This is a genomic window from uncultured Cedecea sp. (assembly GCF_947498825.1).
Taxonomy (GTDB): Bacteria; Pseudomonadota; Gammaproteobacteria; order Enterobacterales; family Enterobacteriaceae; genus JGM124.
This window is the reverse complement of sequence record NZ_CANMLV010000005.1, coordinates 43,444-69,842: the sequence shown is the minus strand read 5'-3', so window position 1 is coordinate 69,842 and position 26,399 is coordinate 43,444. Positions and strand designations below refer to the sequence as shown.

At 46.5% G+C, this 26,399-nt stretch carries 21 protein-coding genes, 1 tRNA gene and 2 pseudogenes; 10 read left to right on the top strand and 14 right to left on the bottom strand.

What is annotated here, in order from left to right:
- Positions 1–31: 31 nt before the first annotated feature.
- Positions 32–107 (bottom strand) — tRNA-Phe (locus Q1A40_RS07855).
- Positions 108–1,087: 980 nt separating this feature from the next.
- Between Q1A40_RS07855 and Q1A40_RS07850 the strand changes: the two genes are divergently transcribed.
- Complete coding sequence (locus Q1A40_RS07850; RefSeq protein ID WP_299999022.1) at positions 1,088–2,272, top strand: SGNH/GDSL hydrolase family protein; 1,185 nt, start codon at positions 1,088–1,090, stop codon at positions 2,270–2,272.
- 117 nt (positions 2,273–2,389) lie between these two features.
- On the opposite strand, the gene Q1A40_RS07845 is transcribed toward Q1A40_RS07850, so the two are convergent.
- From Q1A40_RS07845 to aspA, 4 genes are all read right to left on the bottom strand, one after another.
- Positions 2,390–2,965, bottom strand: coding sequence for a transcriptional regulator (locus Q1A40_RS07845; protein ID WP_299999020.1), 576 nt, complete (start codon positions 2,963–2,965; stop codon positions 2,390–2,392).
- Positions 2,966–3,003: 38 nt separating this feature from the next.
- Positions 3,004–4,710 (bottom strand): protein-disulfide reductase DsbD, encoded by a 1,707-nt coding sequence (locus Q1A40_RS07840; protein WP_299999018.1) that lies wholly within the window; start codon positions 4,708–4,710, stop codon positions 3,004–3,006.
- A 237-nt stretch (positions 4,711–4,947) separates the two neighbouring features.
- Positions 4,948–6,249: an anaerobic C4-dicarboxylate transporter gene (locus tag Q1A40_RS07835; protein WP_299999016.1), complete on the bottom strand. Its 1,302-nt coding sequence runs from the start codon at positions 6,247–6,249 to the stop codon at positions 4,948–4,950.
- A gap of 112 nt (positions 6,250–6,361) precedes the next feature.
- Positions 6,362–7,798 (bottom strand): aspartate ammonia-lyase, encoded by a 1,437-nt coding sequence (gene aspA, locus Q1A40_RS07830; protein WP_299999014.1) that lies wholly within the window; start codon positions 7,796–7,798, stop codon positions 6,362–6,364.
- Positions 7,799–8,130: 332 nt separating this feature from the next.
- On the opposite strand from aspA, the gene Q1A40_RS07825 reads away from it, so the two are divergent.
- From Q1A40_RS07825 to ltrA, 4 genes are all read left to right on the top strand, one after another.
- Positions 8,131–8,610, top strand: a complete 480-nt coding sequence (locus Q1A40_RS07825; RefSeq protein WP_299999012.1) for an FxsA family protein — start codon at positions 8,131–8,133, stop codon at positions 8,608–8,610.
- Positions 8,611–8,743: 133 nt separating this feature from the next.
- The gene (locus Q1A40_RS07820; protein ID WP_211992806.1) at positions 8,744–9,034 is read left to right on the top strand and encodes a co-chaperone GroES; all 291 of its coding nucleotides are present in this window, start codon (positions 8,744–8,746) and stop codon (positions 9,032–9,034) included.
- Positions 9,035–9,077: 43 nt separating this feature from the next.
- Positions 9,078–10,724, top strand: a complete 1,647-nt coding sequence (groL, locus tag Q1A40_RS07815; protein WP_299999009.1) for a chaperonin GroEL — start codon at positions 9,078–9,080, stop codon at positions 10,722–10,724.
- A gap of 528 nt (positions 10,725–11,252) precedes the next feature.
- Positions 11,253–12,644 carry a group II intron reverse transcriptase/maturase gene (gene ltrA, locus Q1A40_RS07810; RefSeq protein ID WP_299999006.1) on the top strand — a complete coding sequence of 464 codons (1,392 nt, stop codon included), beginning with the start codon at positions 11,253–11,255 and terminating at the stop codon, positions 12,642–12,644.
- Between the two features lie 126 nt (positions 12,645–12,770).
- Here the strand turns inward: ltrA and uxaC are convergent, their stop codons facing one another.
- Together uxaC and uxuA are read right to left on the bottom strand one after the other, a co-directional pair.
- The gene (uxaC, locus tag Q1A40_RS07805; protein ID WP_299999003.1) at positions 12,771–14,189 is read right to left on the bottom strand and encodes a glucuronate isomerase; all 1,419 of its coding nucleotides are present in this window, start codon (positions 14,187–14,189) and stop codon (positions 12,771–12,773) included.
- Between the two features lie 8 nt (positions 14,190–14,197).
- Entirely contained in the window at positions 14,198–15,379 is a 1,182-nt protein-coding gene (gene uxuA / locus Q1A40_RS07800; RefSeq protein WP_299999001.1) for a mannonate dehydratase, read from the bottom strand.
- Positions 15,380–15,703: 324 nt separating this feature from the next.
- Here uxuA and Q1A40_RS07795 point away from each other — a divergent pair.
- The 4 genes and pseudogenes from Q1A40_RS07795 to Q1A40_RS07780 all read left to right on the top strand — a co-directional run.
- A pseudogene (locus Q1A40_RS07795) lies at positions 15,704–16,311 on the top strand (MFS transporter); the annotation flags it as partial.
- Positions 16,312–16,922: 611 nt separating this feature from the next.
- Positions 16,923–18,491, top strand: a complete 1,569-nt coding sequence (locus Q1A40_RS07790) for an SPOR domain-containing protein (protein WP_299998999.1) — start codon at positions 16,923–16,925, stop codon at positions 18,489–18,491.
- A 261-nt stretch (positions 18,492–18,752) separates the two neighbouring features.
- Positions 18,753–19,280: a hypothetical protein gene (locus tag Q1A40_RS07785; protein ID WP_299998998.1), complete on the top strand. Its 528-nt coding sequence runs from the start codon at positions 18,753–18,755 to the stop codon at positions 19,278–19,280.
- Between the two features lie 215 nt (positions 19,281–19,495).
- Positions 19,496–19,852 (top strand): DUF4156 domain-containing protein, encoded by a 357-nt coding sequence (locus Q1A40_RS07780; protein WP_299998996.1) that lies wholly within the window; start codon positions 19,496–19,498, stop codon positions 19,850–19,852.
- A gap of 92 nt (positions 19,853–19,944) precedes the next feature.
- On the opposite strand, the gene epmB is transcribed toward Q1A40_RS07780, so the two are convergent.
- A complete protein-coding gene (epmB, locus tag Q1A40_RS07775) occupies positions 19,945–20,991 on the bottom strand; it encodes an EF-P beta-lysylation protein EpmB (RefSeq protein ID WP_299998994.1) in 1,047 nt (348 codons plus the stop codon).
- A 40-nt stretch (positions 20,992–21,031) separates the two neighbouring features.
- Between epmB and efp the strand changes: the two genes are divergently transcribed.
- Positions 21,032–21,598, top strand: coding sequence for an elongation factor P (efp, locus tag Q1A40_RS07770; protein ID WP_299998992.1), 567 nt, complete (start codon positions 21,032–21,034; stop codon positions 21,596–21,598).
- 86 nt (positions 21,599–21,684) lie between these two features.
- On the opposite strand, the gene Q1A40_RS07765 is transcribed toward efp, so the two are convergent.
- From Q1A40_RS07765 to frdA, 6 genes and pseudogenes are all read right to left on the bottom strand, one after another.
- Positions 21,685–22,278 (bottom strand): LuxR C-terminal-related transcriptional regulator, encoded by a 594-nt coding sequence (locus Q1A40_RS07765; RefSeq protein WP_299998990.1) that lies wholly within the window; start codon positions 22,276–22,278, stop codon positions 21,685–21,687.
- A gap of 246 nt (positions 22,279–22,524) precedes the next feature.
- Positions 22,525–22,827, bottom strand: a pseudogene (locus Q1A40_RS07760) (serine hydrolase); the annotation flags it as partial.
- Between the two features lie 249 nt (positions 22,828–23,076).
- A complete protein-coding gene (gene frdD, locus Q1A40_RS07755) occupies positions 23,077–23,436 on the bottom strand; it encodes a fumarate reductase subunit FrdD (protein WP_299998988.1) in 360 nt (119 codons plus the stop codon).
- Between the two features lie 10 nt (positions 23,437–23,446).
- Positions 23,447–23,842: a fumarate reductase subunit FrdC gene (gene frdC, locus Q1A40_RS07750; protein WP_299998987.1), complete on the bottom strand. Its 396-nt coding sequence runs from the start codon at positions 23,840–23,842 to the stop codon at positions 23,447–23,449.
- A gap of 10 nt (positions 23,843–23,852) precedes the next feature.
- On the bottom strand, positions 23,853–24,587 hold the full coding sequence (locus tag Q1A40_RS07745) for a succinate dehydrogenase/fumarate reductase iron-sulfur subunit (protein ID WP_299998986.1): 735 nt from the start codon (positions 24,585–24,587) through the stop codon (positions 23,853–23,855).
- The gene (frdA, locus tag Q1A40_RS07740) at positions 24,580–26,370 is read right to left on the bottom strand and encodes a fumarate reductase (quinol) flavoprotein subunit (protein WP_299998985.1); all 1,791 of its coding nucleotides are present in this window, start codon (positions 26,368–26,370) and stop codon (positions 24,580–24,582) included. Before frdA ends, Q1A40_RS07745 begins: the two co-directional genes overlap by 8 nt.
- Positions 26,371–26,399 lie beyond the last annotated feature (29 nt).

Below are 26,399 nucleotides of genomic sequence, written 5' to 3'. Positions count from 1 at the left end.
ACCAGCCCGCAGGCTGGTTTTTCTGAATAAGTGGTGCCCGGACTCGGAATCGAACCAAGGACACGGGGATTTTCAATCCCCTGCTCTACCGACTGAGCTATCCGGGCAACGGGGCGCATTAAACCCTAATTGGCGTAAGGCGTCAATGATATTTAAGTAAAAAATAACTGTTTGCTCAACTTTACGACAAGTTTTACTGTGTTGCAGTAATTTTCGACATTTTTTATACGTTTAACACACACTGGAACCCTTTTCAGAAAAAAGAGAGAAGGGTCAGAGTCAGATGATGCCCCCCTGCTGTTGCAAAGACAGGCATGAGCCAGTGAGACAAAATATCCTCACCGTCGCCTTGCTGCAATTCGCTCTCTTGTCTTATTTTCTTACTCCGCTATATCACTTCTTCTTACCGGACAACGCTCTCTGTTCCCCATCCTGTCCAGACACTTGTCTACAGCCTTCTTGACCGCGCAATTCTCCTGCATCGCAGAAGCAAATTTACTTCCCGCTATTCACCTCTTCCCGATATATAGTCGCCTTCTTTTTTGCGAATTTTTTCAGTATAACCCCATTCTTCTGACCCTGAGATAATGCTGCATACCCGCCATACTTTAAGTTGCTTGGGTGCTGCGTGCGTGAGGCGTACCTACAAGCAACTCGAATTATTTTGGGTATAAATAGTCAATATAAACCTGTTCGTTTAATTTCTATTAACCTCATTATTTTTCCCAGTAATAAAAGTTTATAGCCAGATGCTGTATTAAATTCTCAAAATAAATTTAGCTTGTTCTATTTAAATATCCTCTTTTATACCCGAATAATCAATGCACATATGGGGTATGTAAAAATGTACTTTACGTGTTCTTGCTCTGAGTGGATGGCGGTGTCATGTGGAAATGATGTCGTTTATCTCTTCTTTTAAAGTGTTAGTTTTACTTGAGAGAAAGGAGAAAGTGTGATCGTTGAGCAATAAAGACACTTAAAATCGCCTTAAGAGCGAAATAAGATATATTTTATATTGGTTTCTGAAATACACCTATAGCTTCCTGTTAAGTCGTAATAAATAATAGCAATGATATAGGTGATAAAAATGACATATATTAATGGTTCAACTTCAGTGGTGGCACAAGAACTTAAACTGGTTACTAAAACACCCCGACTTCATGTTTCTCCTTCACTGTCAAATATAGAAAAAGTAATAAATAGTCAGGTGGATTTTTCTCAGCGGAATGATCCCCTGCGAAATCAGAATGTATCGACAGATAAATCAGGCCTCGGTCAAGCCGGCGTCATCGAGAAATTTAATCAGGCCATAAAGAATCCTCAACCTAATCCGAAAAGTGTCACGGGGAAAGAAAATACTGTCAGTGAAGGAACGGATAGACTGGCTGAAAATAATAATTTCAGACTCGCAAAAGAGATTGATAAGTTATACCCACACCAGAAGGTCTCTCTGAATAATATTGACCGGCTGGTCGTATTCGGTGACAGCCTTTCTGATTCAGATGGTCGGATGTTTGAAAAATCATTTCATATACTTCCTTCCTATAGTCAGTATTATGAAGGCAGGTTCACTAATGGTTTTGTTTGGGGTGAATTTTTATCATCACCTGCTTTTTTAAATAAGAAGATGGTTAATTTTGCCGAAGGTGGGAGCACTGCAGCAAGTTACTCTCCTTTAACCCTGCGCAGTAATTTTTTGTCAAATCTTGATAGTCAGATGAAAAATTATCGACCATCTGACAAGGATCTGACTTTTTTTCTTTTCGGTGCGAATGATTATTCAACACTCCATAAAAATGACATATTGAAAGTTGTAGAAAGCCAGATAGATGGCGTTGAAAAATTACTGACGAAAGGCGTTAAAAATGTTCTGGTAATGGGAATACCCGATCTATCCATGAAACCAGACTCTAAGAATTCCGATCGTAAAAGACAGTATAAAGATATCGCTATCGCGCATAATCATTTATTGCAGAAAAATATTGATGCATTAAAAGAAAAGTATCCGGAGGCAAAGATATTTTTCTTTGATATCGCCGGTGCGTTGAATAATATCATTACTGTTGCCCGTAAAATTGGCTACGATACAACGCATTCTTATACTAACCACGGTTATATCCATATTCCTGGCACAAAAGATCCGGAACTTAATATTTCACCTGAATATATTTTTAACGATAAGGTGCATCCGACCCAGGAAGTCCATCATACCTTTGCTACTATATTAAACCACTTTATAGCGAATAATTATGCAGATAAAGCTGCTGCTTAATTTACGTATTGGTACGGTATAAGAACATCACTATGCTTGCCATACTTCAAGTTGCTTGTCGAAGCTTTACGTCGACAAGCAACTTGAAGTATCAGGGGTATATATCGGCTCTGTGAATCAGGTTAACGCGCCACCTTTACGGCACAGAGCAAAGCGCAAGATATCTTCAGCCAGACGGCGGGCGGTATCGATATCGGCTTGGTTATGTTTGACCAGCAACTTAGAGAGGCAGCCTTCCAGCACGAGCTCCATCTGATCGGCCACCATTGCCGGATCGTCCACCTCAAGTTGGGTCAGTAAAGTGTGGGTATAGTTCCAGGCGGCTTGTTTCTGCCGATCGGCTAGCTGATGAACAGGGTGGGTAGGGTCAGGATAAAAAGTGCAGGCAGCAATAAACAGGCAGCCTGGATAGCGCTGTTTATTCAGGCATTCGGTAAGGGCCTGATAACGTAGCAGCAGTTTCTGTTGAGCGGAAAGTTCCTCGTTCAGCATGAGCTGGCGCTGCCAGACTTCGACTTTACTGCTTAAATAACGTAGCGCGTCATACAGCATCGCTTCTTCGTCAGGCCAGAATTGCCGAATTTCTGCCACCGGGTGGCAGACTTCCTTCGCCACGATATCCAGCGTAATGCAAGCAATGCCTTCGCGTTCAAGGACATGCAAGGTATGCTCTAAAACGTCTTCACGTTGCACGGTGTTCTCCTCTGATTAACTCAAACAGTCAACACTCTCTAGGGTATCAGATGGTGCAAATGGGTACTAAACTCGTCAGCATCCATAAAGCCGGTCACTCTTAAGTTCGGCTGTTCATGACCTTGTGAGTCAAAGAACAAGATAGTCGGAAGCCCAAGCACATTAAGATGTTTCAGTAAGGCTTTGTCTGCTTCATTGTTGGCCGTGACGTTGGCTTGCAGTAACACCATACCAGATAATGCTTGCTGTACCTGTGGGGCGCTAAAAGTATATTTTTCAAAAGCCTTACAGGCGGTACACCAGTCAGCGTACAAATCAAGCATGACCGGTTTCCCCTGCGCTTTTTCCAGCGCCTGATTTAGCTGTTCAATATTTTCAATCGAAACAAAGTGTAGCTGAGACTGCTCGCTATGGCTTGATGCTGTGCCAAATGCCCAGTCTTGCAAAGGGCGAACGCTCACTATTGCGGCGACCAGAAAAAGGATTTGCAGCACTCTGCCCCAGGATTTATGCACACTCAGGCTGGTAATAAAGGCCCAGCAGAAGAAGGCCGCCCCCAGTAAGCTCCAGAGCCGTAAGCCCCAGAGGTCTCCAATAACACGTTCAAGTAAAAAGACGGGCAGCGCAAGAATAACAAAACCGAAGGCGATTTTGACACTTTCCATCCACGGCCCGCTTTTGGGAAGCAGTTTATTGCCGAAGACGGTTATCAGTACCAGCGGTAAGCCCATCCCTAATGCATAGAGATAAAGCGTGCCTCCCCCGAGCCAGAGATTTCCGCTTTGGGCGATATACAGCAGGATTGCACTTAACGGAGCGGTGGTACAAGGTGAGCAGATTAACCCTGCTAATGCGCCCATAGCAAAGACGCCGTATACGGAGCCACCTTGCTGACGCTGGCTGATTAACGTTAACCGGGTCTGCAAAGAGGAGGGGAGTTGCAGAGTAAATAAACCAAACATTGAGGCCGCTAACAGGACAAACATCGCTGACAACCCGATCAGCACGTAGGGGTGCTGTAATGCGGCCTGAAACGGTAAGCCGACTGCGGCGACAATCAAACCTAAAGCAGTGTAGGTCAGCGCCATTCCCTGGATATAAATAAAGGCCAGCATCAGCGCCCTGGATGTGGAAAGACGTGTTTTTCCACCCAGCACGATACCGGAAATCAGCGGATACATCGGCAATACGCAAGGAGTAAAGGCGATACCGACACCAATCAAAAAGGCCCACAACGCTGAAAAAGGTAGGGCATTATTCGGTGTTGCAGATGAGGTATCTGCCACGGGCGAATTCGCTGACTGAGATGCCGGTACTGTCTCGACAGCACTAAGTGGAACCGTCAGAGTTTCAGGGGGATAACACAGACCAGCCTCAGCACATCCCTGGTAAGTGACACTGAGAAAAGCCCCTTTTTCAGCACTGTTAAGTGTTAAGGGCAGGCTAAAATGGTCGGTGAAAATCTCTGTTTTGCCATAAAACTCATCTTCATGCCAGGTGCCTTGTGGGACTTCAAACGGCGCAAGTCGGGCATCTGTCGGAATCACTTTTATCTGCTGGCGATAGAGGTAGTAGCCAGGTTTAATCTGCCAGTTCAGGGTCACCTGGTGTTCGGTTTGTTGAAAATCGAACGCAAAGGCTTGCTCGACAGGCACAAACTGGGATCTGTTGGTGTTATCAAATAATCCAGCAAAGGCTTGTGAACTACAAAACAACAGGATGAATGTAAGAATGCGCAATGCCATAAAATCTTCACTGTTTGATCTGTCACTGGCAAAACCAGCGATACCGGGAATAGGAGAAAAATAGCGTAAAGGCGACAGGCTGTCTGGTATGGGTCCGTTACAGGAGAATACGCGGTGACGCAGACTGAACGCTTATGACGTAGAGGTGATACGTCATCGCTGTCTAAATTAACAGCGATGAACTATATCATGTAGGAGCGGGCAGCAGGCGGCTAAACTCCCTGTGTTTAACCTTATTTACAGAATAATACCGCCGAGAATAAACCCGAACACCACGCAAAGTGTAATAGCGATGACGCCTGGGATCATAAACGGATGGTTAAACACATATTTTCCGATGCGTGTTGAGCCTGTGTCATCCATTTCAACGGCAGCCAGTAATGTCGGATAGGTCGGCAATACAAACAGGGCAGAGACCGCGGCAAAAGAAGCGACAGCCGTTAATGGGCTGACGCCAAGCATTAATGCAGCAGGTAACAGTGCTTTGGCTGTTGCTGCCTGAGAGTAGAGTAGCATTGATGCAAAAAACAGCACTACAGCAAGTAACCAGGGGAAGTCGTTTAGCAAGTCACCGGCAAAGGTTTTAATATCACCGATATGGGCCTGAACAAAGGTATCGCCTAACCAGGCTACACCCAGAACGCAGACACAGGCACTCATACCAGACTTAAAGGTACTGGCATTCAGCACTTCACCGGTATCGATTTTACAGCTGAAGCTTATCAGCGCAGCAATAGTCAGCATAAATACCACAATGGCTTCATTGCGTGGCAATACAGGATCTTTAATCAGACCGACGGTTTCGCTGATGGCGGTGGCATAAAACATCACCGCAAGGATACCAATCAAAAATAATAAGACAGCACGTTTAGCATGTGGTTTCAGTGTTAATTCCTGAGAACCGCGCAGCTGAACTTCACCTTTCGCCAGACGCTCCTGGTAAACCGGATCGTCTTTCAGTTCACAGCCGAGGAAGTTACAGACCACAGCAGTCAGTAAAACAGCAATCAGCGTTGAAGGAATACAAATGGCCAGCAGCGTCAGATAGCTGATACCTAACGGCTCCAGTACACCGGAGAAAAAGACCACAGCAGCTGAAATAGGAGAGGCAGTAATAGCAATTTGTGAAGCAATAACGGCGATAGATAAAGGACGGGAAGGACGTATACCCTGCTCTTTAGCCACTTCCGTAATGACCGGAAGTGTCGAGAAGGCAGTATGTCCGGTTCCGGCAAGAACGGTCATCGACCAAGTCACGACAGGGGCCAGCAAGGTAATATACTTGGGATGGCGGCGTAACATACGTTCAGCCAGATTCACCAGATAATCCATCCCTCCTGCGACTTGCATTGCAGCAATGGCTGCAATGACCGCCATGATGATTTCAATCACGTCAAAGGGAATTGAACCGGGGTTTATCTGGAAAACCAGTGTCAGGATCAGAACACCCAAGCCCCCGGCGAAACCAATACCTATGCCGCCAAGTCTGGCTCCAAGGTATATCGCCAGCAGGACGATAACGAGCTCTGCTGCAAACATAATGACTTCCTCACTATTTAATCAATTGAAAATAAATTGTTATGTTTTAGTTATGACTAAAAACGAAAAAGGCACGTCTGTCGACGTGCCTTCTTGGCGTTATTTGGTTGAACTACTTATCGTTTTCATCTGTATACCGTTTGGCTTTATATGCCGGATGCATCAGGTTATGAACGGAGAAGATATCATCCAGTTCATCCTCTGTGAGCAAACCACGTTCCAGCACAACATCACGTACGCTCTTGCCTGTCTCAGCGCAAATCCGGCCCACAATATCACCGTTATGGTGACCAATGTATGGGTTCAGATAGGTGACGATACCAATGGAGTTATAGACGTAACCTTCACACACTTCTTTGTTTGCAGTAATGCCATTAATGCATTTCTCCAGCAGATTATAGCAGGCATTTGTCATAATATGTATAGACTCAAACATCGCCTGGCCAATAACGGGTTCCATTACATTTAACTGTAACTGACCCGCTTCAGAGGCCATGGTCACGGTCATGTCATTACCAATCACTTTGAAGCAAACCTGATTCACCACTTCAGGTACGACAGGGTTCACTTTGGCAGGCATAATTGAAGAGCCGGCCTGAAGTTCTGGCAGATTGATTTCGTTTAGTCCGGCGCGGGGGCCTGAAGAGAGCAGACGTAAGTCATTGCAGATTTTTGACATTTTCACAGCAAGACGTTTCAGCGCACTGTGAACCATGACATAAGCCCCGCAGTCAGAGGTTGCTTCGATTAAATCCTCTGCCGGTACGCAAGGCAGGCCGCTAACTTCAGCCAGTTTTTGTACGGCAAGTTGCTGATAGCCATCCGGCGTATTAAGGCGTGTACCAATAGCGGTTGCGCCAAGGTTAACCTCCAGCAGAAGTTCTGCAGTACGCAGCAGGTTTTTCTTCTCTTCGCTTAACAGAACGTTGAAAGCGTGGAATTCCTGCCCCAGACTCATAGGCACTGCATCTTGTAATTGCGTACGACCCATTTTCAGGATGGATTCGAATTCGACAGCTTTACGCTGGAAACCTTCGCTGAGCTGGTGGATGGCTTCTATTAGCTTAATAATGGAGGAGTAGACCGCGATACGGAAGCCAGTAGGATAGGCATCGTTGGTTGATTGACACTTGTTCACGTGGTCATTCGGGTTGAGATATTCATACTCACCCTTCTGATGCCCCATCAGTTCCAGTCCAATATTGGCCAGAACTTCGTTGGTGTTCATATTGACTGACGTTCCCGCGCCACCCTGATAAACATCGACCGGGAACTGATCTAAAAACTTACCCTGTTCTAAGATTTCATCGCAGGCCTGGATAATGGTATTAGCAATGGATCTGGGGATCGTTTGTAGTTCTTTGTTCGCCATAGCAGCGGCTTTTTTGACCATCACCATACCGCGAACAAATTCAGGTATATCGCTGATTTTATTGTGGCTAATGTAGAAGTTCTCAATCGCTCGCAGAGTATGGATGCCGTAGTAGGCCTCCGCTGGCACTTCCCTGGTTCCCAGTAAATCTTCTTCGATACGAATGTTGTTTAGCATGTAAACCTTCTTATTTAAACTATCACAATGTACACACAGGATATCTGGCACTGACAGGTATAGACCGATGATTATGCCCAATATTTGCTTATTCGCCTTGATGATATGCTGATAATAGCGAAATGCATTAACTTGGATCACTTATTATGGCCAATGGGGGACAACAATTATCGATTTGTGACAGAGGTCAACAGTTAACAGGAGTGAAAAAACACGTTCTTCCTCCCCTTGAATTTTGGCTACAGTGTCGCCATCTTTTATCAGGTAAATATGACAACCCCATTTTTTGTGAGCGCCTGGTTAAGGGGCTTGCCTGATGACAGGAGCATTCAGTGCGCTGGATCCCATTTATTGCCTTTTTTCTCTATGTTTATATTGAGATTTCTCTCTTTATACAGGTCGCGCATATCCTGGGCGTTTTTCTGACGTTGATTCTTGTGATACTGACTTCAGTGCTGGGTGTATCGCTGGTAAAAAATCAGGGTCTGAAGAACTTTATGCTGATGCAGCAAAAAATAGCTGCGGGCGAGAGTCCGGCCGCAGAGATGGTCAAAAGCGTCTCTTTGATCATCGCCGGTATTTTGCTTATCTTGCCAGGTTTCTTTACCGACTTCCTCGGTTTGCTGCTATTACTGCCACCAATACAGAAACATTTAACGGTTAAACTGATGCCTCATCTGCGTTTTTCCGGGATGCCAGGCGGTGGGTTTGGTGGTGGAAACTCCCATCAAGGCAATACATTTGATGGCGAGTATCAGCGTAAAGACGAGACGACAGAGCGCCTTGAAGAAAAAGATCGCCAGGATCGTTAAATTTTCGATTTTTTTTTTAACTCCCCCTTGAAGGGAGCGTTAATCATCCCCATTAATCTGGTCAGCAGCCGAATCCTACTTGGGCGGCGTAACCTAAATAACTGATACTGACTTTCTCGAAGGAGAGCTATCAATGAGCATTCGTCCATTACACGATCGTGTTATCGTCAAACGTAAAGAAGTTGAATCTAAGTCTGCAGGCGGCATTGTTCTGACCGGCTCAGCAGCAGGTAAATCAACTCGTGGCGAAATTATCGCTGTCGGTAAAGGCCGCATCCTGGAAAATGGCAGCGTACAGGCGCTGGACGTTAAAGTAGGCGATATCGTTATTTTTAACGACGGCTACGGCGTGAAGTCTGAGAAAATTGACAACGAAGAAGTGCTGATCATGTCCGAAAGCGACATCCTGGCTATCGTTGAGTAATCCCTGCGAACGAACACCTGAACGAATTTGAGGAATATAAGAAATGGCAGCTAAAGACGTAAAATTCGGTAATGACGCTCGTGTTAAAATGCTTCGCGGCGTAAATGTACTGGCAGATGCAGTGAAAGTTACCCTCGGCCCTAAAGGTCGTAACGTGGTTCTGGATAAATCTTTCGGTGCACCGACCATCACCAAAGATGGTGTTTCTGTAGCACGTGAAATCGAGCTGGAAGACAAGTTCGAAAACATGGGCGCTCAGATGGTGAAAGAAGTCGCTTCTAAAGCCAACGATGCAGCAGGTGACGGTACGACTACTGCAACTGTACTGGCTCAGGCGATTGTGAACGAAGGCCTGAAAGCAGTTGCTGCTGGCATGAACCCAATGGATCTGAAGCGTGGTATTGATAAAGCAGTTATCGCTGCGGTTGAAGAACTGAAAGCGTTGTCTGTACCTTGCTCTGATTCTAAAGCTATCGCTCAGGTTGGTACTATCTCTGCTAACTCCGATGAGACTGTAGGTAAACTGATCGCTGAAGCGATGGATAAAGTCGGTAAAGAAGGCGTTATCACCGTTGAAGATGGTACAGGCCTGGAAGATGAGCTGGACGTCGTTGAAGGTATGCAGTTTGATCGTGGATACCTGTCTCCTTACTTCGTCAACAAACCTGAAACAGGTGCGGTAGAACTGGAAAGCCCATTCATTCTGCTGGCTGATAAAAAAATCTCTAACATCCGTGAAATGCTGCCAGTTCTGGAAGCCGTTGCTAAAGCCGGTAAACCACTGCTGATCATCGCTGAAGATGTTGAAGGTGAAGCACTGGCGACTCTGGTGGTTAACACCATGCGCGGTATTGTTAAAGTGGCTGCTGTTAAAGCACCTGGCTTCGGCGATCGTCGTAAAGCCATGCTGCAAGATATCGCAACTCTGACTCGCGGTACCGTAATCTCTGAAGAGATTGGTATGGAGCTGGAAAAAGCGACTCTGGAAGACTTGGGCCAGGCAAAACGCGTACTGATCAACAAAGACACCACCACCATCATTGACGGTGTGGGTGAAGAAGCTGCGATTCAGGGCCGTGTAGCTCAGATCCGTAAGCAAATCGAAGAAGCGACTTCTGATTACGACCGTGAAAAACTGCAGGAGCGCGTAGCGAAACTGGCAGGCGGTGTTGCTGTAATTAAAGTGGGTGCTGCGACTGAAGTTGAAATGAAAGAGAAAAAAGCACGCGTTGACGATGCTCTGCACGCAACCCGTGCAGCAGTTGAAGAAGGTGTTGTTGCTGGTGGTGGCGTGGCATTAGTTCGTGTTGCAGCTAAACTGGCTACTCTGACTGCACAGAACGAAGACCAGAATGTGGGTATCAAAGTTGCGCTGCGCGCAATGGAAGCACCGCTGCGTCAGATAGTTTCTAACGCCGGTGAAGAACCATCAGTTATTGCCAACAATGTTAAAGCGGGCGAAGGTAACTTCGGTTATAACGCTGCAACTGAAGAATACGGCAACATGATCGACTTCGGTATCCTGGACCCGACTAAAGTAACGCGTTCTGCTCTGCAGTATGCTGCTTCTATCGCTGGTCTGATGATCACCACCGAATGTATGATTACTGACTTGCCAAAAAGCGATGCTCCTGATTTAGGTGGCGCTGGTGGTATGGGCGGAATGGGTGGAATGGGCGGCATGATGTAATCATGTAGTTCAAACATTACTGCTTGTGAAGAAAGCCTGTAAGCTTATAGCTTACAGGCTTTTTTTTTTTTTTGGTGCGCCGGGCATGGCGCGTAGCGTCTTGAACGGCGCTGTCCGTTGACCGTGGTGGTTAACAGATGACTTGGAGGTGAAAGTCCTCTACACACCCGGCAAGGGGAAGTGTTAGCTGAACGGCAAGGGTGTCCACCGCGAGGTGAAATCTGAAGGAAGCTGAAAGCAAAATGCGGGTCTGACGAACAGGAAGCGGTTCAGGCGGCACAGCAGGGTAAGGTGGCTAATATCGTCAACGCCCAATACTTACACGGAACGCTGTGACGTAAAACCGACAGACATATGCAGGAAGGTCACGCGAATTACCTCGGGAGATCTGCCATTCTGCCACTGTGCTACCGATATCGGGAGGTATCGGGATGGAATGACAGAAGTCAGCCGACGCCGTAGTAGTACTGACTCCCCGGCAGTATGAAGGGCTGAACATGTTAACCGCAATCAGGACACGGATACTCGATGTCGATTAATGATGCACAAGGGCAAGCGATTGCCGCCACCAGTCAAGGTAGCGAACAGAATTCGCGAGAGCAGCTTAGTGGTGCTGAAATCGACACGGCGGTCAGTGGGCGAACGAAAGCGGAAGTGCCGTTGACAATCGAAACGGTGACAGAGAGAGCCAATATGATGCTGGCCTTCCAGCGGGTGGTGGAAAACAAAGGCGCCGCAGGGGTGGATAACCTCAGCGTGTCGGCGTTAAAACCCTGGCTGAAAGAACACTGGGCAAGTATCAAGAGTGCATTGATGGCAGGAGATTATCTGCCCCGGGCGATACGCAAAATGGATATCCCAAAGCCAGATGGCGGCGTGAGAACATTAGGTATCCCGACGGTGGCAGACAGACTTATCCAGCAAGCGATAGCGCAGAAACTGAGCGCTGTCGTCGACCCGACCTTCTCAAACTCCAGTTATGGCTTCCGCCCGGGGCGTAACGCATGGCAGGCTGTGCGTCAGGCACAGGTCTACATGCACAGTGGTAAACGCTGGGTGGTCGATATGGATCTGGAAAAGTTCTTCGACAGAGTGGATCACGACATATTAATGTCGCGGATAGCCCGACGCATCAAGGATATACGGTTGCTGAAGTTAATTCGCCGTTACCTTGAGGCAGAAAGTGTCGACAGCAATAAAGAGAGAGTCAAACGTGTAAGAGGGATGCCGCAAGGCGGCCCTTTATCGCCATTGCTGTCGAATATCTTGCTGGATGAGCTGGACAAAGAGCTGGAACGACGCGGACACGCGTTCTGCCGGTATGCAGACGACTGCAATATCTATGTCAGCAGTCGAAAAGCGGGTGAACATCTTCTTGAAGATATCAGTGCGTATTTGACAAAGACGTTAAGACTGACGATAAACGAAAAGAAGAGTGCGGTGGCAAGACCTTGGGAGCGTAAGTTCCTGGGGTTCAGCGTCACAAGGCATAAATATGTTCGGCTGAAAGTGGCAGACAGCAGTGTGGCAAGGCTGAAGGAGAAGCTCCGCAGCCTGACCACAGGGCACAGGTCAGCGTCAGTAAAAGCAGTCATCAATAAATTCAGCCCGGTCCTCAGAGGATGGATAAGTTACTTCCGTTACACCGAAGTAAAAGGCGTACTGAAAGAACTGGATAGCTGGATAAACAGGAAGTTACGCTGTCTTCTCTGGAGGCAATGGAAGCGCACAGGAACGCGAGCAAGAAAGTTAATGCGAGCGGGGTTAACGGAAGAAAGGGCGTGGCGTTCAGCGTGCAATCAGAGAGGATCGTGGTGGAACTCGGGAGCGAGCCATATGAATCAGGTGATAAAAGTATCGTCACTGAGGAAGGCTGGCTTACTGTCATTGCTCGAACAACACAGGCAGTTCCAGGGTTAACATGAACCGCCGTATACGGAACCGTACGTACGGTGGTGTGAGAGGACGGCGGGAGTGATCCCGCCTCCTACTCGATGTCGAGAGAATGGCGTTTAGCTTTTTATCCAGTTTGAAATTGCCGGATAATTATTCTATTTTCGCTGCAGAAAAATAGCGCTGAGCATTATTAAAACTGATATCACGAACCAGCTGTCCCAGCATTTTTTCATCTGCCGGAATTTCCCCTTTTACCGCCAGCGAACCTAGCATATTACAGAGAATGCGACGGAAGTATTCATGGCGGGTGTAGGACAGGAAGCTGCGAGAATCTGTCAGCATACCGACAAACTGGCTTAATAATCCCAGCTGCGAGAGTTGTTCGAGCTGGCGAAGCATGCCATCTTTCTGGTCGTTGAACCACCAGCCAGAACCAAACTGAATTTTCCCGCCGATACCCCCACCCTGGAAGTTACCTGTCATGGTTGCCAGCACTTCGTTATCACGTGGGTTCAGGCAGTAGAGGATCGTGCGTGGTAGCTCATTGGTTTTGTCCATTTCATCGAGCAGTCGTGAAAGTGGATACGCAATTGGCGCATCGCCAATCGAATCAAAACCGCTATCTGCACCGAGCAGGTTAAACATACGCGTATTGTTGTTTCGTAATGCCCCGATATGCAGCTGCATCACCCAGCCACGCTTTGCATACTGCTTGCCGAGCCAGACCAACACTGCAGTTGAAAACTGTGCCGTTGCTGTTTCATCCGGGATTTCACCCGCGAGACGTTTTTGCAGGATAGCATCAAGCACTGACTCATCCGGTATCGGTGCATAGCGGAGAACGTCAATACCATGGTCAGAAGCAATGCAGCCATGGCGTGCAAAATGGGCGAGGCGGCGTTCCAGAGCTGTAAGCAGGGAGCTGAAACAACAGATCTCTACATCGGCACTTCGCCCTAACTTCTCGATATAATCTGCAAATCCGCTCTGTTCAATTTTAAAGGCACGATCGGGGCGCCAGCTGGGACGGACTTCAATATCGAAGCTGTCATCCTGGGCAATTTGCTGGTGGTATTCCAGAGAATCGGCAGGATCATCCGTTGTACCGACCATACGCACATTCATCTGCTGCATAATGCCACGTGCTGAAAATTCATCCAGGTTAAGTTTTTCATTGGCTTCATCCCAGATACCCTGTGCCGTTTCCGGTCCGAATATTTTCCCTGTGATACCGAACGGACGACGGAGTTCCAGGTGTGTCCAGTGATAGAGCGGGTTACCGAGCGTCATCGGTACTGTTCTGGCCCATGCCTGGTATTTTTCATAATCACTGCTTGAGCCCGTTATCAGATGCTCCGGGATACCGGCAGAGCGCATTCCACGCCATTTGTAGTGATCCCCTTCCAGCCAAATCTGACTGAGATTATCAAAGCGGCGGTTCTGTGAGATTTCCTTTGGATTCAGGTGACAGTGATAGTCATAGACAGGCATATCTGCTGCATAGTCGTGATAGAGGCGACGGGCAATATCACTGTGCAGTAAAAAGTCTTCACAAAGAAATGATTTCATGGCCCTTCCTAATCATAAAATGCGCGATGAATGCCCATTTCCAGGCCGCGAATCTCAGCCAGGCCTTTCAGGCGTCCTATTGCTGAATATCCTGGATTGGTTTTCTTGTTCAAATCATCCAGCATCTGATGGCCATGGTCAGGGCGCATTGGGATCAGGAATTCTTTTCCGCTTTCACGGCGACGGTGCTCTTCGGCGGCTACCGCGCAGATAACCCGATACATATCTACATCACCTGCCAGATGTGCAGCTTCGTGGAATGTATTCGGATTTTCTTCACGCAAGGTTGAGCGTAAATGCAGGAAGTAAATCCGCGGGCCGAAGGTTTCAATCATCTTAACCAGATCATTGTCAGCACGTACCCCATAAGAACCGGTGCACATGGTGTAACCATTGGCGTCACTGTTTACGGTATCCGCCATCCATTGCATATCTTCAATTGTCGATACAATGCGTGGCAGGCCGAGAATAGGGCGCGGAGGATCATCAGGATGTACAGCCATTTTCAGGCCAGACTCTTCAGCCACGGGAATAATTTTTTTCAGGAAATAAGCAAAATGTTCACGCAATTTTGCTTTATCAATTCCGGCGTAACGTTGCAGATGTTGATTGAATTGCTCGAGGGTATAACCTTCTTCTGCGCCAGGCAGGCCTGCAATGATGTTATTGATTAATTTTTGTTTTTCATCATCTTGCATGGTTTCAAAGCGGACTCTGGCCTGTACGAGTTCTTCCGCCGTGTAGTCCTGTTCAGCCCCTTCACGTTTTAGCAGGTAAATCTCAAATACCGCAAATGCAATCTGATCAAAACGCAGGGCTCTGGAGCCATCGGGTAACTCGTACTGAAGGTCAGTACGTGTCCAGTCGAGGACCGGCATAAAGTTATAACAAACCGTATGAATGCCGCAGGCTGCCAGGTTACGCAGGGATTGCTGGTAGTGAGCAATCCATTTTTCATAGTCACCGGTTTGTGTCTTGATATCTTCATGAATTGGAATACTTTCTACCACCGTCCATTCGAGACTATTGGCTTCAATCAATGCTTTACGCTGCTGAATTTCATCAATAGTCCAGATCTCGCCATTCGGAATATGGTGTAGTGCTGTCACTATTCCGGTAGCGCCTGCCTGACGAATATCAGATAACGTCACTGGATCTGCAGGCCCGAACCAACGCCAGGTTTGTTTCATCGGTCACTCCTTGAAAGCTGATTGAGACTTTTTTGGTTATCCAAAAATAATAGCGCTGTGTTTTATTGCTCACATTGCGTTTGTTTTGAGCATTCTCTTACTTGAGCAATTGAGATGTCAATCAAATCATCCCATCTGGTCAACCAAAATTTGTTTTTTTGAAGAATTGATTGGCCAAATTTCAAAAACCAGACTTGAGTCACCCTATTGGATTGATTTTTTATACAGAATGGCGCTGTCTGTAGTTTCAGGGTGTGAGAATTTCAGAATTATAAATTTGGTTTACCAATAAAATTTTAATACCACAGATGATATTGATAAACATATCAGGTCGCCGATACCATTTTCCAACCAATATGTGGTTGGTTTATTGATGTTATTGGTTTAAAACTCGATTCCTGATTTGTGCAATAGTTTGGGCATTAACCCGTATGTTCCATGCAGGAGCAACGAATTATATTCAATTAGTCGTACTACGATTTTTTATGGGGAGCTCTGAAGCTGCGGCCACCCCGGCAAACGCCAAAACACCCGGCGAATGGTTCCCGAAAAAAGAGCGTCCAATTGCTGCCGGATGGGCGGGTGTTGGCTTCTCCCTTGGGGCAATGATAGCCCCCGCCATTATTTATTTTTCACATTCATTATTTGGCTGGCGGGGAGCATTTATTGTTACGGGTGGCTTAGCATTAGCATGGGTTCATTTATGGTGGTTGTTTTATCATTCACCAAAAAAACACCCTAACTTAAGTGAAAAAAAATTATCTTTTATTCAGCAAGATAATGAGCCTCCTGCAGTTAAATTACCTTTCTTTGCTGCGTTAAAAAGAGTTGCTAAAAATAAACGTTTTTACGGTATTGCTATTCCTGCATTTATGGCTGAACCCGCATGGGCGGTAATGAGTTTTTGGATGCCATTATATCTGGCCCAAGAAGCTGATGGGATTTATCCCATTCCAGAAGTATATTTTGCCCGTGCAGAACATTATGGTAGCCAAGGGGTTGTATTTCAGCGTTCTGCGATTGGAGGGCGCACTGTTCAGGTGAAGGGGGCCTTTGATTGTACTGTTTCCGCCCCGGCAGCGATAGCATTTGGAAGAGTTAATATTACGGGTGCTTCTAATAATCAATTATTAGCAACCCAGAAAAAAGGCATTGATATTAATTGCACGTCTGATGACCCACTGCGCGTGGTTGAACAAATGAAAATTTCATTTTCTGGTGAAATCGCATCCGGATCATGGTCACAATTGCCTGTTAAAAATAGTAACGGCCAGGTAATGGGTAATATTAGAGGCCGTTATTTAGATGCGGGGGGATTATGTGCCGCGGATAGCGCAAATCAAGTGGGCTTTAATGGTTCGAGTGGCACAAAAACAATTAATAATGTCGGGGTTGGCTTAACGAATATTCCAATTACGTGGTCGTTATGCGGCAATAACTCTGGTTTACTCGGTGACGGTAGTGCTACAGCAACGGTTAAAATAGACTGGGATTAAGTGAAGAATAATTATCAATACATCATAAGAACACCCGATAAGACAATATGAAGAAGCATTCTATTTATTTATTTTTGCTGGGCGCTATTAATCTCAATGCACAGGCGACTGGGGCAGATACAGTGCCCGCTTCTGAGCGTTTTGCTTCCTGTTTTATTGATGATTCATCGGAGTCATTATGCTGGCAACAGATGCTGAACGAAGCCAACCCTGCCGTTCGCTATGATTTCGGGGTCCATTACGCCAATGGTGATGGGGTGAGGCAAAACTTCGTCAAAGGCCGTTACTGGATACACCAGGCAGCCTTAAAAGGGTTCCCGCTGGCACAATATAATCTGGGTGTGATGTTTTTTGATGGTATTGGGGGAGCACAAAGTAAAGAGTGCGCCGTGCATTGGCTCAATAAATCAGCATCAGAAGGCGGTGAGACCCGCCAAATGGCGCAGCAGGCCCTGGCGGCATTATATGAACTCACTGCGTCGACAGGGGGGGCAAAAGTTTATCGAATGCTTACGGTGACGGAGTGTGAACAGTTACCCGAAGTGGTATTTCCAGGAGAAGAGATAGCGCCTCCTCAGTCTGAGAAGAACCCTGACAGTGCCGCTGACATTGATGAGACTGATGAGATTGAGCAAGTGCAGGATATACCTGTCACGTTGAGTTCGGGAGTGGATGGGTCTTCTGCAAATGTACTTGCAGAGCCTGAACAGACGGTGCTTATTGAACCTGAAGTCAGACCTGCTCCGCTCACCTCTTTCCAGGAAAAGATGGTGCGACACTTTATTCAACCTGGACATCCGTTACTGGGAAAAGACACCGGTTCCAAACAGGAGAGAGTACCGCATCATATGAATGATAAATTCAGCGTGAATTCACTTGGTCCGATGGTGCACTCTGAGGAAGATACTCTTACAGAAATGGTCAGTGTCGAGCCTGATCCCGTGGCGCCTTTATTTGTCGGACATATTCTGGATCACCAGGAGAAAACGGCGGATGACCCATTGAATGAAATGGCAATAACGCCTGACGAGGATGAAGTGGAGGCCCTGCTTGATGTATCGCCAGCTGAAGTTATAGAGCCGACAATTACGCTGTCAGAGGCCGGGGGAGCAGAAGTTACCCTTTCTCCGTCTGCGGACGAAACGGGGAAATTAACTTCATCAGAAAAAGAAGAACCCCGCCTTCCTGCTAACGAAGAGGTTGTGGAGTGGGTACCGGTTGATGCCTTGCCTGCGGTTGTTTCACCTCAAGTTTCTGAATCCGCTGAAGCTGTTGCTCCGCGAGTTCCGGATGTTGTATCTCAAAGGGAAAAAAAGGCTGCACCGAGAGCATTAAATTTAGGTGGCGCGTTACACAATGCACCCAAAGGGCATTATACCTTGCAACTGAGCAGTGCCAGTCAAGCCGAGCCGCTGCAGGTATTAGCCAAAAAACACAAACTCTCAAACTACCTGGTGTATGAAACCCAGCGTCACGGTCGCCTCTGGTATGTATTGGTGTATGGGGAATATGCCGGAATGGCGCAGGCGAAAAAGGCTTTACAGCAATTACCGGACACCTTGAAAAGAAATACCCCCTGGATACGCAGCCTGGCTCAGGTTCACGCTGAACTTTAAGACAGACCAATAGATATCAGAGAAAGAATAACAGGAAAGAGATAAATTATCATTGTGGTTATTGTATTTCCTGTTGTTCTCCAGTTCTGAAAGTTTATTAAATAATTCAGTCAGTTTTATATGTGAAATGATTTTCGTCAATTTAATAAGATTGTCAGTTATTGTTCATGCAGTATGCAGTAAATGGTGCTCAATGTTTTTTAAAGATGTTTAAGGTTATACCATGTCTGGGGTTTGTTTTTTTCTGATGATGTTTATTTAATGATGGGAATGCAAGAGGCTTGCAGGGGGCATATTATAGAGTGTGCATGTATTACCTCTGTTGACCAAATGCATGTCATTGATGAGAAGTTAAGTTCATCCAGTAACAAAGATGTGTTCATTTTTTCTTTTGAAAAAAAGAATCTTATGGATTATATTTTAAAAATAGATGAGCAAAGAATATATAAGTTTATAGTGATTATCAATACACCAATGAACATTTCAGAAGTAAGGGTTGGCAATTGGCTGATTGTATCCAAGTATAATAGTTTGATTGAAATTGAACGAACAGTCGCTAAACATGTCACTTATCATCCCTCTCCCCGACGCTTTCGTTTTACTGCACATGAGGAATATATATGGTCTTTACTGAAGAGTGGTAAAACTGTCTATGAAATTGCTCACTCTCTGGAATTGTCTCCTGAAACCCTCTGCGCTGAGAGACGAGCAATAGTTAAAAAATTCTGTTTACAGATGCAAAATGAATTTCTTTATCTTAAATTTGGTCCGTATATATATAATGATTAAACGTTCTGTTTAGGTACTTTATTACCGTTGTCATTAATACTTAAGCTCAATAAAGGAAGGTTAATTTATTCATCATTGAAAATACATTGCCGGTGTTATTAACTGCATCTTGCCTGCTGCCTATTGCTGCTTGCAAACCGCTCCCTTTATCGCTGACTTTAGTATAAGATTTCCATGGGTGATAAAAGCTCAACACAATCATGATGGGGAACAAGATGCGCATAAAACTTGCAGTGGGAATGATTGGAGCAGCATTACTGCTGGCTGGTTGTAGTAGCTCAAGCAATGATCTTACGGCGGGTGGTCAGAATGTTCGCTTTGTAGAAGACAAACCAGGTAGTGAATGTCGTCTGCTTGGGACGGCAACCGGTGAGCAGAGTAACTGGCTGTCGGGTCAAAATGGCGATGAAGGTGGTTCAATGCGTGGCGCTGCTAATGCTTTGCGTAATAACGCAGCGACGATGGGGGGTAACGTACTGTATGGCGTAAGTAGCCCAAGCCAGACATTACTGTCCAGCTTTGTTCCAACCGACAGTAAAATGACCGGGCAGGTATATAAGTGCCCTGAATGACAAGGGTTGCCTGATTCACCGCTTACCTGGGGTATTGTATGAATAACAGAGGTAAGCGGTGATATTTGCATTTATCAGTCCAGGACTTTGCTTCAGTTCGCTTCTGAGCCAGATTGCTGACGAAGCTGTAAATCCAGCATTGTTTTGCTGGGTTCCCCGCCAATCTCACGGGTCAGTTTAGGTACCATATAGCCTGATACCAGCGTTAACAGCTCACGCACGATCGCCCGCGCTTCTTCATCCTCCACCATAAAATGTGCCGCACCCTGAACTTTGTCGAGAACATGCAGATAATAGGGGAGTACACCCGCATCAAACAAAGCCCGGCTTAAGTCAGCCAGGGTATGGGCATTATCATTGACTCCACGTAGTAATACGCTCTGATTCAACAACGTGACGCCAGCCTGGCGCAGTTTTAGCATCGCATTGCGGAAGTCATCGCCAATTTCTTGCGCGTGGTTGATATGGTTGACCAGTAGCACCTGTAAGCGTGAGCGAGAGAGTCTTGAAATTAAGGTCTCGGTGATACGGCCAGGGATCACAATCGGGAGTCGGCTATGGATGCGCAGCCGCTTAATGTGCCCGATAGCTTCCAGTTCAGTTATCAGCCAGTCCAGTTCGTGGTCTTTCGCCATCAGTGGGTCGCCGCCGGAAAAGATAATCTCATCAAGCTCTGGATGTTCGCTGATATAGGAGAGTGCCGCCTGCCAGTTACGCTTATTGCCTTGGTTGTCAGCGTAAGGGAAGTGGCGGCGAAAACAGTAGCGACAGTTAACAGCACAGCCGCCTTTGACTAAGAGCAGGGCACGGTTGCTGTATTTATGCAGTAACCCGGGTACTACGCTATGCTGTTCTTCAAGTGGATCAGTGCTGTATCCCGGGGCGATAATAAATTCTTGTTTTGCTGTTAACACTTGGCGTAACAGAGGGCAGTCAGGATTGCCTTTCTCCATTCGGTCAACAAAAGCCCGAGGAACGCGTAGGGCAAAAAGGCGTCGGGCTTCACGCCCCAGGAGCAACTCAGGACTATCTGACAGATTTAAAATCTGAAGGAGTTCATCAGGATCGGTTATAACATCGGCAAGTTGCGTTAACCAATCTTCTCTGTTGGGGGTATTTAGGGTTACAATGCTTGCCATTTTTTGGCTAATCTACCAGTTAATTAATTCAGAGGGCCTTATGGCAACTTATTCTAGCAACGATTTCCGCGCCGGTCTTAAAATCATTATGGATGGCGAACCTTATGCTGTTGAAGCCAGTGAATTCGTAAAACCGGGCAAAGGTCAGGCTTTTGCTCGTGTTAAATTACGTCGTCTGTTGACCGGCACTCGTGTTGAGAAAACTTTTAAATCGACTGACAGTGCAGAAGGCGCAGATGTTATCGATATGAACCTGACTTACCTGTATAACGACGGTGAGTTCTGGCATTTTATGAACAACGAAACCTTCGAGCAGCTGGCAGCGGATGAGAAAGCTGTTGGTGATAACGCCAAATGGCTGTTGGATCAAGCTGAATGTATCGTGACTCTGTGGAACGGTCAGCCTATCAGCGTGACGCCACCGAACTTTGTTGAGCTCGAAATCACTGATACCGATCCTGGCCTGAAAGGTGATACTGCCGGTACCGGTGGTAAGCCCGCAACATTGAGCACTGGTGCTGTGGTTAAAGTTCCTTTGTTCGTACAGATTGGTGAAGTGATTAAAGTTGACACCCGTTCAGGTGAATACGTTTCTCGCGTGAAGTAATTCTGGCGGGTCGGGAGTGAGAGCTTTGTCATCTCATTCCCGATACACTCCTACTGCCTGACAGCCTGTCGCTTTCACCTGTTGGATTAAGACATATTCATAAATAGTGAGAGCCGATTTCCTGCCCCTAGTTTGACTCTGATATTTCGTTTGTAGGTATAAACTGTTTTAATGCTGATCCCCATGAGCCTGGCAATATAGGCATTATGCGCTTCATCTTTCCAAAGCTTTAAAATACGTTCTTCTCGTAATGTGAGCAGTGGCATTAACGCACTTTTTTTAGTTTTCTCTTTATCTTGCTGGGCAATGGTTTTCTTAATAATAATTTCTAACTCGTTAAGGTCTATGGATTTATCCAGAATATATATATTGCCACGATTTTTACTGACATCACCGATATGTGTGTGATGATTACTCTGTAATAGTATAATACTGGTGTTTGTAGTCTGTGTTTCATGAATGAGCGATAGTCGGCGTATATTTTTTAGCGTGGTGATAAAACTGGTAAAATCGGCAATGATGAGATTAGGTTTCCATGTCACCATCATCTCACGGGCGAGTTGCAGGTTGTCTGCCTCGGTAATAATAACGCCTTTCTCTCTGAAGGCTTCCTGATTGAACCAGGTTTTTAAACCAAATCGACTGAAACAACATTTATCCACTACCAGTATTTTATACATATTCATAGTTCACGTAAGTGATAACAGCTTCCTTTACAGGGCGGCACAAAACATGTTCTATGATATGAATAAAAAAAATAAATGAAGCGACAAACTGCGTTCTAATTCTCTATCAATTCCAGGCTTAACGGCATATCCATAGACTGATTTTCGGCATATAACCGCTCTACGAATAGGGATACTTGCTGTTAACCCCAGTCACTGGGGTATATTCAGCATGGGTTATATCAATGCCAGGTCGCTAATTTATTGCAGGGCACTCAAAATGGTATAGGCGGCGTTGATACGATCGCCATAAGGATAATTTTTGTTGGCTAAGAGTACGATACCGATTTTTTTTTCTGGAATAAAAGCGACATACGCCCCAAAGCCACACGTTGAGCCAGTTTTATGTACCCATGACGCCTTGACCAGGGAAACCGAAGGCGTAATCGCGATGGCAGGCTGTGGCTCTAAGGCGACCTTAGGGTTGCAACAATAAATCAGGACCTCAGGTTCTGCCGGCCAGTTAAAGATATCCCAGCCAAGTCCCTGATACATGCTGCCTATACCCGTCATACTTCAAGTTGCTTGGGTGTTGCCTGCGTCCAGCCCGCCGAATCACATAGTGTATCTATGCTCATCGACGGGCTGAACTGGGCGCCTACAAGCAACTCGAATTATTTTGGGTATATATCAGAATGGCAAATTATTCTATTTTCTTAAAAGCAACATTCAGTATTATATTTTTAATATAAAATATTAATCTGTTTAATTTAAAGCCCACGAATATAATGTGGGCTTTAAGGTTGGCGATGACTAAAAACTTATCACACCAACAAAGGTGATAATACTAAGAATGGCTGCCAGGCCATAAAATATCCATTTTCCGGAAGGAATATGAACTTGTAAGTCATGCATGCCGTGATGGATACGATGTAGCCCGCACCATAATGGCAGAACAATCATCAGAAAAATGAATAATCGTCCTATCCAACTACTCACGAAAGCATGGACACGTGCAAAATCCAATGCTTCTGCGGGGAAAAGGCCAAGTGGCAGTAAAATACCGACCAGTAAGACAATAACGGGTGCGAAGATGGCTCCCCACATACCGCCTGCACCAAAAAGTCCCCAGAATACTGGTTCATCAGAGCGTTGAGGTTTTTGATTAATCATGGTTTTCTCCCTACCAGAATAATGCCACAAACAGCACCACGCAGGTTGCCAGCACGGTAACCACCCAGAGTCCTTTAATTACGGGCTCTGGCTCCATTTTTTTTTCTTTAATAATGACAATGGCTGCTTTAGGCGCGAGTTCAAACCAGGTTTTGGTATGTAACAATGCTGCAGCGAGCGTAATGATATTAAGAATAAGAACAACGGGATTCTGTAAAAAACTGACGAATCCGGCCCATTCTTCAGGACCATGTTTCAGAGAAAACAGCCCGTAAATCAGTAATAAACTAAACCATACAGTAGGAATAGATGTTCCTTCACGCAGCATATAAAAACGATAAAAACCGAGTTTTTTCCACCATGTTGAAGTCATCGGGGGAACATAGGGTTTACGTTTCGTGGTCATGGTGCACTCCTTAGCGTGGTTTCAGGGTGGCAATCAAAAAGTCTTTAGAACTTTCGACCTTGCCCTGCTGAATAGCGGCGGCTGGATCAACATGTTTAGGGCAGACGACAGAACAGAAGCCAACAAAGGTACAGGTCCAGACGCCATTCTTGCCATTTAGCTGCGGCATACGCGCGGCTTTACCGTGATCGCGGTTATCCAGATTATAACGATGGGCCAGTGTTATCGCCGCCGGTCCAATAAATTCCGGATTCAGACCAAACTGCGGGCAGGCTGCATAACACAGACCACAGTTAATACATCCGGAAAATTGGTGATATTTAGCCATTTGAGCCGGAGTCTGTGTATTAGGGCCTTCTGCCAGTGGGCGGTCATTGCCGATGATATAAGGCTTAATCGCTTCAAGACTTTCAATAAAGTGTGTCATATCGACGACTAAATCGCGCTCGACAGGGAAGTTTGCCAGCGCAGAGATCTGTACGCCTTGTGGATATTCACGCAGAAAGGTTTTACAGGCCAGTTTCGGAATGTTATTCACCATCATGCCGCAGGAACCGCAAATTGCCATACGACAGGACCAGCGATAGCTCAGGTCAGGGGCGAGGTTATCTTTGATATAACCCAGTGCATCCAATACCGATGTTTGCTCATCGAACGGGACGTCATAAGTGACATTATGCGGCTCGCTATCCGTTTCCGGGTTATAACGCATGATGGAAACTTTATGTGTTTGCATCTCAGCCATTGACCTTCTCCTTCTTATCCGCGGCATCAGCTTCTGCACCGTAGACACGTTTTGCGGGCGGCAGGGTGGTAATTTTGACGTTGCCATAATCAAGACGCGTAGTGCCGTCGGCCTCTCGGAAGGCCAAGGTATGTTTTAAAAAGTTAACGTCATCGCGCTCGGTACAGCCATCATCAAGCCGCTGGTGGGCGCCACGAGACTCTTTACGTGCCATGGCGGAGTGTGCCATGCATTCAGCAACATCCAGACCATGGCCGAGCTCAATGGTGTAGAGTAAGTCGGTATTAAAGACGCTGGAGGTATCGGTAATTCTGACGCGGCGGAAACGCTCTTGCAGTTCAGCCAGTTTATCTATGGTTTTCTGCATCAGTTCCGGAGTACGGTAGATCCCACATCCGTCTTCCATCGACAGGCCCATTTCGTCGCGAATAGTCGACCAGTTTTCTGTTCCTTCCTGATTCACCAGGTGCTTCAGTTTATTTTCCACGTCAGTAGCCTGGGCATTGAGAGCTGAATCATTTGCCTGATGTGCCTGACGGGCATGTTCAGCCGCCTTCTCACCGGCAAGACGGCCAAACACCACTAACTCAGCCAGCGAGTTAGATCCGAGGCGGTTTGCTCCGTGTAATCCTACTGAAGAGCATTCTCCGACGGCAAACAGGCCTTTAATGCGCGTTTCACACTGGTTATCAGTTTCGATGCCGCCCATGGTGTAATGCGCAGTTGGGCGCACTGGAATCGGTTCTTTTACCGGATCGATACCCATATAGGCTTTGGCAAGCTCGCAGATAAACGGCAGCCGTTCCAGAATTTTTTTCTCTCCCAGATGGCGCAGGTCGAGATAGACCACATCTCCACGCGGTGTTGGGGTGGTGTTGCCCTTACGCGCTTCATGCCAGAAAGCCTGGGAAACCCGGTCGCGCGGACCCAGTTCCATATATTTGTTTTTGGGTTCTCCGAGCGGCGTTTCGGGCCCCATCCCGTAGTCTTGCAAATAACGGTAGCCGTTTTTATTGACCAGAATACCGCCTTCACCACGGCAGCCTTCCGTCATCAGAATACCTGAGCCAGGCAGACCGGTCGGATGATACTGCACAAACTCCATATCACGTAACGGTACGCCATGGCTCAGCGCTATGCCCATACCATCGCCTGTAACGATACCGCCATTGGTGTTATAGCGATAAACACGGCCTGCACCACCGGTGGCCATAACCACTGAGTTAGCACGAATTTGTGTTAGTTCGCCTTCCATCATGTTCATGGCGACCAGGCCGCGGGCTTGGCCGTCATCGACCAGAATATCGAGGACAAAGTATTCATCAAAACGCTGGATCTGTGGAAACTGTAATGACGTCTGGAACAACGTATGGAGCATATGAAAACCGGTCTTATCAGCCGCAAACCAGGTTCTTTCAATCTTCATACCACCGAAACGACGTACATTAACGCTGCCGTCCGGACGGCGACTCCACGGGCAACCCCAGTGTTCCAGTTGAGTCATTTCTTGCGGACAATGGCGTACAAAGTAGTCCACGACATCTTGCTCACAAAGCCAGTCGCCGCCGGCTACAGTGTCATGAAAGTGATAGTCAAAACTGTCGCTATCTTGTGTCACAGCAGCAGATCCACCTTCTGCTGCAACGGTATGGCTACGCATGGGATAAACTTTTGAGATCAGAGCAATTTTGGCTTGTGGGTTAGCCTGAGCAGCGGCGATAGCTGTCCGTAGCCCAGCCCCCCCGGCCCCTATAATGGCAATATCGGCTTGAAAGGTTTTCACAACATTCCTCCTGATTTTTATTATTTCGC

Excerpts from the sequence above, each read along its gene's own strand:
- Q1A40_RS07835 (WP_299999016.1), bottom strand. The coding sequence starts at position 6,249 with ATGTTTGCAGCAGAGCTCGTTATCGTCCTGCTGGCGATATACCTTGGA.
- Q1A40_RS07785 (WP_299998998.1), top strand. The coding sequence starts at position 18,753 with ATGATGGGAATGCAAGAGGCTTGCAGGGGGCATATTATAGAGTGTGCA.
- Q1A40_RS07780 (WP_299998996.1), top strand. The coding sequence starts at position 19,496 with ATGCGCATAAAACTTGCAGTGGGAATGATTGGAGCAGCATTACTGCTG.
- frdC (WP_299998987.1), bottom strand. The coding sequence starts at position 23,842 with ATGACCACGAAACGTAAACCCTATGTTCCCCCGATGACTTCAACATGG.
- uxuA (WP_299999001.1), bottom strand. The coding sequence starts at position 15,379 with ATGAAACAAACCTGGCGTTGGTTCGGGCCTGCAGATCCAGTGACGTTA.
- Q1A40_RS07790 (WP_299998999.1), top strand. The coding sequence starts at position 16,923 with ATGAAGAAGCATTCTATTTATTTATTTTTGCTGGGCGCTATTAATCTC.
- Q1A40_RS07765 (WP_299998990.1), bottom strand. The coding sequence starts at position 22,278 with ATGTATAAAATACTGGTAGTGGATAAATGTTGTTTCAGTCGATTTGGT.
- epmB (WP_299998994.1), bottom strand. The coding sequence starts at position 20,991 with ATGGCAAGCATTGTAACCCTAAATACCCCCAACAGAGAAGATTGGTTA.
- Q1A40_RS07745 (WP_299998986.1), bottom strand. The coding sequence starts at position 24,587 with ATGGCTGAGATGCAAACACATAAAGTTTCCATCATGCGTTATAACCCG.
- uxaC (WP_299999003.1), bottom strand. The coding sequence starts at position 14,189 with ATGAAATCATTTCTTTGTGAAGACTTTTTACTGCACAGTGATATTGCC.
- frdD (WP_299998988.1), bottom strand. The coding sequence starts at position 23,436 with ATGATTAATCAAAAACCTCAACGCTCTGATGAACCAGTATTCTGGGGA.
- Q1A40_RS07850 (WP_299999022.1), top strand. The coding sequence starts at position 1,088 with ATGACATATATTAATGGTTCAACTTCAGTGGTGGCACAAGAACTTAAA.
- ltrA (WP_299999006.1), top strand. The coding sequence starts at position 11,253 with ATGTCGATTAATGATGCACAAGGGCAAGCGATTGCCGCCACCAGTCAA.
- Q1A40_RS07820 (WP_211992806.1), top strand. The coding sequence starts at position 8,744 with ATGAGCATTCGTCCATTACACGATCGTGTTATCGTCAAACGTAAAGAA.
- Q1A40_RS07840 (WP_299999018.1), bottom strand. The coding sequence starts at position 4,710 with ATGGCATTGCGCATTCTTACATTCATCCTGTTGTTTTGTAGTTCACAA.
- efp (WP_299998992.1), top strand. The coding sequence starts at position 21,032 with ATGGCAACTTATTCTAGCAACGATTTCCGCGCCGGTCTTAAAATCATT.
- aspA (WP_299999014.1), bottom strand. The coding sequence starts at position 7,798 with ATGCTAAACAACATTCGTATCGAAGAAGATTTACTGGGAACCAGGGAA.
- groL (WP_299999009.1), top strand. The coding sequence starts at position 9,078 with ATGGCAGCTAAAGACGTAAAATTCGGTAATGACGCTCGTGTTAAAATG.